Raw genomic sequence first — 6,553 nt, forward strand, 5'->3', positions numbered from 1 at the left:
TACGGCGATGTCGTACGCCCGGCGGTGATGACCGTGGACTGGATCACCTACGCGCAGTCGCTGACCGGCTGCGGTAGGCGACGGCCAGGTCGGCCAGGATGGTGCGGAAGGACCAGTGGTCAGCCACCATGTGATGCACCAGCAGCGAGATGGCGTGCGCATTCCGGTCCAGGACGAAGACCTTGGGCCGCACCAGCAGTTCGGATTCCACCGCGAAGCAGTATTCGGCGGCCTCGGCCAGTTCGGCGGGCAGCCGGTCGGCGTCGTCGAGCACCGTGACGATGACGTCGATCGGCCCCGCCGGGAGCACCAACTGGTACGGCACGCCGCCGTCCGCCGGGAACACGGTGCGCAGCGCCTCGTGCCGGGCGACCACATCGCCCAGGGCGGCGGTCAGCGCGGCGAGGTCGAGCGGGCCGTCGACGCGCATGGCGAAGGGGATGTTGCCGACCGCACTGGGGCCTTCCAGCTTGTGCTGGAACCACATGGCCAGCTGCGAGAACGACAGCGGAACACGGTCCGGCCGTTCGCGTTTCGCCAGACTCGGGGTCTCTGCACGCGATTCGGCCACGGGGGTGTTCTCGATCAAGGCCGCCAGGCCCGCGACGGTGGGTGTGTCGAACGGAGCCCGGACGTCGAGTTCGACGCCGAACTCCTTGCGAATCAACACGATCAGGCGGGTCGCCAGCAGTGAATGTCCGCCGAGTTCGAAGAAGGAGTCGTCCGCACCGATGCGGTCCCCGCCGCTGCCCTGCGGTCGGCCGAAGAGCTGCCCGAACAGGGCCGCGAGCCGAATCTCCGTGGCGGTGGCCGGTTCCCGGTAGCCACGCGCGGCACGGCGGGTGGGCGCGGGCAGGGCGCGTTTGTCCAGCTTGCCGTGCACGGTCAACGGGATCGCGTCGATGACGGCGACCGCGGCGGGGACCATGTACTCCGGCAGTACCGCGGCGGCATGCGCGCGCAACTGCTCCGGGTCGATGGTCGCGCCCGCCGCGGGCACCACGTAGGCGGCGAGCATGGCGCCGACCGCCGGGTCCTCGGTGGCGATCACCACGCAGTGTCCGACGCTCGGGTGGCCGCCGAGCACGGCCTCCACTTCGCCGAGTTCGATGCGGAAGCCGCGCACCTTGACCTGTTCGTCGGCGCGGCCGACGAATTCGATCTCGCCGTCGCCATTGCGGCGGGCCAGATCACCGGTGCGGTAGAGCCTGCCGCCGCGCCCGCCGAACGGATCGGCGACGAAACGGTCCGCGCTCAGTCCGGCGCGATGCAGGTAGCCGCGCGCCAATTGCTCGCCGCCCAAGTAGATCTCGCCGACCACGCCGTCCGGGACCAGCTGCAACGCCTCGTCGAGCAGGTACACGTACACATTGCGGTTGGGCGTGCCGATCGGCACGATGCGGGTGCCCTGCGGGCCCACCACATCCTGGTGCGTCGCGCACACCACGGCCTCTGTCGGCCCGTAGTGATTGCGCAGTTCCGCGTCGAAGATGCCCGCGAACTTGTCGGCGATCTCGCCCGGCAGCGCCTCACCGCCGACCGGGACGTGCCGCAGCGCCCGCCACTGGCTCACCTCCGGCAGCAGCAGGAAGGTGCTGAGCATGGACGGCACCATGTGCAGCACGGTGACGCCGCAGCGGGTGATGATGTCGGCGACGTACGGAATGTCGCGGAAGGCATCGGGTTTCGGCACCACCAGACGCGCACCGGCGGTGAAGGTGACAAAGATGTCCAGCAGCGAGGCGTCGAAGCTCACCGAGGAGGATTGCAGCAGGCGGTCTTCGGCCGTCATGCCCCATTCGGCGACGAACCCGTCCAGGTGTTCGGCGATCGCGCCGTGCGGCACCGGGACGCCCTTCGGTTTGCCGGTCGAGCCCGAGGTGTAGATGACGTAGGCCAGATTGCCGGGGCGCAGCGCGCGCAAGCGGTCGGCGTCGGAGGGATCGTGCTCGGGTAGTTCGGCCGCCGACAGTTCCGCCGCATCGAGTTCGACGCGGCCCAGCACCAGGCGGGGGCGGGCATCGGCGACCAGGTAGTCGATGCGGTCGTCCGGGTAGGCCGGGTCGATGGGCAGGTAAGCCGCGCCGGACTTGAGCACGGCCAGCATGCCGACCACGAACTCCACCGAGTTGGACAGGCGCAGGCCGACGAGGTCCTCGGCGGCCAGGCCCTGGCCGATCAGCCAGTGCGCCAGCCGATTCGCGCGACGGTTCAGCTCGGCGTAGGTGAGCTCCACACCGGTATCGGGGGCTACCACGGCCAGGGCGTCGGGCGCGGCGGCGACGCGGGCCTGGAACAGGTCCACCATGGTGACGGCCGGGGTCGCGACAAGTTCACCGTGCGAGAGTTCGAGGATGCGTGCGGCGTCCTCTGCGCCCAGGATGTCCAGGTCGCCGATGCGCTTGTCGGGCTCGGCCAGCGCCGCGTCGAGCAATTGCGTGTAGTGGCACAGCAATTGGTCGACCAGCGGTGCGTCGAGGTGGTCGACCTGGTATTCGGCCTCCAGGTACGCGCCGGCGGGCTCCAGCACCACGGCCAGGGTCAGCGGCAGCTGGGTGACCGGGCTACCCAGCTCCAGCAGAGTGGCCTCGACACCGTCCAGGGCGAAGCCGTCGGCGCTCTTGCGGACGCTGAAGCCCAGGCGCACCAGCTGATCGAGCCCGTCCTTGCCGCCCAGCCGCTCCGGATTGGCCGCCCGCACCACCGCGTCGATGCCCGCGCCCTGATGCGCGAACGCGCCGAGGCAGGTGTCGCGGACGGCGTCGGTGAACGCGGCGAAGCTGTCCCGCGCGGTGAGGGTGGCGCGCAGCAGCAGGGTGTTGCCGAAGTAGCCGATCAAGGATTCGGCCAGGGCATTGCGGCGCACCGTGACCGGGACCGACACCAGGAAGTCACCGGCGGCGGTGTAGCGGTGCACGACGGCCTCGTAGGCGGCCAGCAGAACCATGAACGGGGTCGCGTGATGCTCGCGGGCGAAGGCATCGACCCGGGCCATCAGCTCGGCGGAGAGTTCCAGGGTGCGGCGCTCGGCCTGCCGGGAGCCGGAATCGGCGCTCTTGCCGGGCAATTCGAGTGATTCGGGCAACGGGCGGAGTGCGTTTCGCCAATAGTCGAGATCGGCATCCGGGGCGGCCTCCGCACCCAGAACCTCGACGTCCACGAATTGTCCTGACAGCGAGGACAGTTCGGCGCTGCCGTAGGCGGCATTCACCTCGCCGAAGAACACGCCCCACGAGTCGTCGTCCCAGCAGATGTGGTGGGCGACCAGGATCAGGGCGAACTCGTCGGCCGCCAGCCGCACCAGGCTCAGCCGCAGCGGCGACTCCGCGGACAGGTCGAAGGCACGGCCGAACTCCCTGCGCGCCAGCACTTCCAGCCGCCGGGAACGGCTGGTCTCGGGCAGCTCGCGCAGATCGTGGGTCTCCCAGCTCGGCGCGAGATCGGCGTGCGCGACCTGATACGGCTCACCGTCCTCACCGAGACCGTAGGTGGTGCGCAGAATGTCGTGCCGCTCGGCGACGGTTCCCACCGCCCGGCGCAGCCGCTCGCTGTCCAGGTTGCCCGTAAGCCGGTAAGCCACACAGATATTGAGGGTGGTGTCGCCGCGGTCACGGGTCTGCAGGAACCACATGCGCCGCTGCCCGTCCGACAGCGGGTGCCGCTCCCCCGCTTTCGCGCGCGGCGCGGCGGCGGGAGTCGCGACGGAAGTGGCGACACCGCTCTCGGCTATCCGCCGGCGCAGCAGTTCCTTGCGGCGCTCCAGCAGGGTGTTGGCATCGTTCGCCATGTCTCGTCTCGCTCCTGAAAGTATGTCGTGCGAACTACGCCTGCGAACCGGCCATCAACCGGACGACGTCGTCGAGTGACGCGCCGCCCAGGATGGCCGCCACCGGCAACTCCCGGTTCAACTCGGCCTGCACCCGCTTGCGGAAATCCAAGGCCTGCAAGGAATCCAGGCCCAACGCCACCAGCGGGACGGACGTGTCGAAGGCGTCGCTACCCGCCCCCATCACCTTCCCCAGCTGCCGCCGCACTTGATCGGCCAGATTGCCGGGTGCGGAGACCGGGATCTCGGCGGCGGGCACCGCGACGGCAGCGGGCACCGGAGCCTCCTCGGCCGGTCGATGCGGACCCGAATCCTGCTCCGGTGCGGCCACTTCCGCGGCGACCGCCGCAACCACGCTGTCCAGCAGCGGGCCCTGGCCGATGGCGGCCATCAGCGCCTGAACATCGTTCCAATCCGCGGCCGCGACCAGCCGGTTCTCCGTGCCCGGATGATCGGCGTGCTCGGTGAAACCGGCCGCCAGCGCGTCCTGGGCACGCATCGGCGTGACACCGGCGGCCTGCACCGGCCCGGTGCCGACCGCGTGCAGCGGGCCTTCGAGATCCCACAGGCCCCACTGCATGGCGACCGCGTCGACGCCCTGGGCGCGCAGGCGGCGAGCCAGCACGTCGAGCATCCGGTTCACCGTCGCGTAGAGGATCTGGCCACGGCCACCGAAAGTGGCTGCGGCGGAGGAACACAGAATGATCCGGCTGTCCGCCGTCCGAGGCCAAGACCGCAGGAGGTGCTCGGTGCCGTAAATCTTGGAACCGGCCATCTCGCGGAACTTCTCCGGCGTGACGTCGGCCAGCTCGGCGCGCACATAGTTGACGCCCGCATGCACGATCACACTGGCCGGGATCTCCTGGCGCGCCGCCAGTTCCAGCACCGACGGCTCATCGGTCACGTCACAGGACTCGACCACGATCGTGGTGTCCGCCAGTCCCCGGATCGAGCGCAGGCGGCGGGTCACCGCGTCGGTCTCGCCGGACCGGCTCAGCAGGGTGATCCGGCGCGCCCCCCGACGGGCGTAATGCGCGCAGAACTCGACCCCGAGCGTGCCGGTACCACCGACGATCACCACATGCGAAAGATCCGCATCGCGCACCGGACCCGGTTGCGCGGCATCGATTTCCAACCGCTTGGCATAAACCGCGCCATCACGCAGCGCCAGTTCCGGTTCGTTCTTGACGTGCACCGCCCGCACCAGCGCCGCCGCCTGACTGGCATCCGCCTGCCCTGCCGCGAGATCCACCCGCCGGAAGGCGATGCCCAGCGACTCCATGCCCAAGCACCGGTACCCGGCGGTCACCGCGCCGTGGAACTGGTGCGGCACCGGATCACTCGCGACGATCTGCTCACCACCCACGGTGACCAGCCAGCAGTTGGTGACCCCGGCCAGCTCCGGCAACCACGACGGCTCCGAGAAGAATGCGGCCGCTTCCTCGACCGCGGAGGTCGCGTCCAGGTCCGCCATCTCGGAGAGCAGGACCACGACGGTGTCGTAACCACCGGACGCATCGTCCGCGTGGGACGGGTCGCCGAATATCCGTGCCGCGCCGCCATGGTTGTGCGCGGCCGTGCAGATCGCGGCGGCCAGCTCGGGATTCGAATCGAGGTGGTCGACCACCAGGATGTCGCGCGGGGGCACCAGGGAGCGCTTGTCCAGGCGGAGCCAGGTCTCCGCCAGACGATGCGGGCGCCGATGGGTGGGTTCCGGGATCGGCTGCCCGGCGGGCGAGTCGATGGCGGCCCATAGGCGCTGCGGGTTCATGACGGTGTTCGGGAAGTCGCGCAGGGGGAGGGTCACCGTGTCGGATGTGCGCAGCGCTTGCCAGTTGTAGGCGAGGTCGGAGACGGCGACGGTGGCCAGGTTGCGGGTGAAGTCGCGCAGGGTGTCGGCGGTGCGCAGGGAGGTGCCGAGGACGCGGAAGTCGCGGGGCGGCAAGGCCGGGTCTTGGGGGACGAGGCCGAGGTTTTCCTGGACCGCCAGCTGCAAGGTCGGGTGTTCGGCGACCTCGACGAAGGTGTCGATGCCGTCGACGGCGGCGGAGACGATGGCGCGGTCGAAGCGGACGCGGTTGCGCAGGTTCCAGTACCAGTACTGCTCGTGCTCGAGGTCGGGGGTGATCTCCGCGCCCAGGGTCGCGCCGTAGCAGGGGATGTCGCCCGCGGTGAAGGTCGGGGCGCTCATCTCCTCGCCGAGGAATTCTTCGAAGGCAGTGCGCAGTTCGGCCACGATCGAGGTGTGCGCGGGGTAGGCGACCTGGATCTCCCGGGCGAACTTGCCCTGCCCCTGCGCGATGGCGACGAGGTCCACGATGGTCGCGCGGTCACCCGAAATGGCCAGGATGTGCGGCGAGTTCACCACCGACAGCTCGGCCCAGCCGGAATGGCGGGCCAGCAGTGCCTCCACTTCCTCGCGGTCCATGCCGAGCACGGCCATCGAATAGCCGCGCGGGGAAATGCGTTCCACCAGCCGGGCCCGCTGCGTCACCGCCATGACGGCGTCGCGCCGGGTCATCACCCGCGCCACCCAGCCCGCCGCCAGCTCACCCTGGCTGTGGCCGATGGCCGCGGCGGGCTCGACACCGGCCGCACGCCACATGGCCGCGAGACCGGCCATGTGGAACATCAAGGCGGGCTGCACTTCCCACACCGTGTTCTCGAATCGCCCTTCCTCGCCGAGCAGATAGTGCAGCGGCTGGGCGTGGCCGTAATGGTCGAGAT

1 protein-coding gene and 1 pseudogene are annotated in these 6,553 nt (G+C 69.9%); both read right to left on the minus strand.

Going from position 1 to position 6,553, the window contains the following annotated elements; all coding sequences use genetic code 11:
• Positions 1-64: 64 nt before the first annotated feature.
• Positions 65-3,787 (minus strand): annotated as a pseudogene (locus ACWELQ_RS34255) (non-ribosomal peptide synthetase); the annotation flags it as partial.
• A 34-nt stretch (positions 3,788-3,821) separates the two neighbouring features.
• On the minus strand, positions 3,822-6,553 hold a 2,732-nt coding region (gene nbtC, locus ACWELQ_RS34260), incomplete at its 5' end, for a nocobactin polyketide synthase NbtC (RefSeq protein WP_452401171.1).

This window comes from Nocardia sp. NPDC004722 (genome assembly GCF_053601505.1).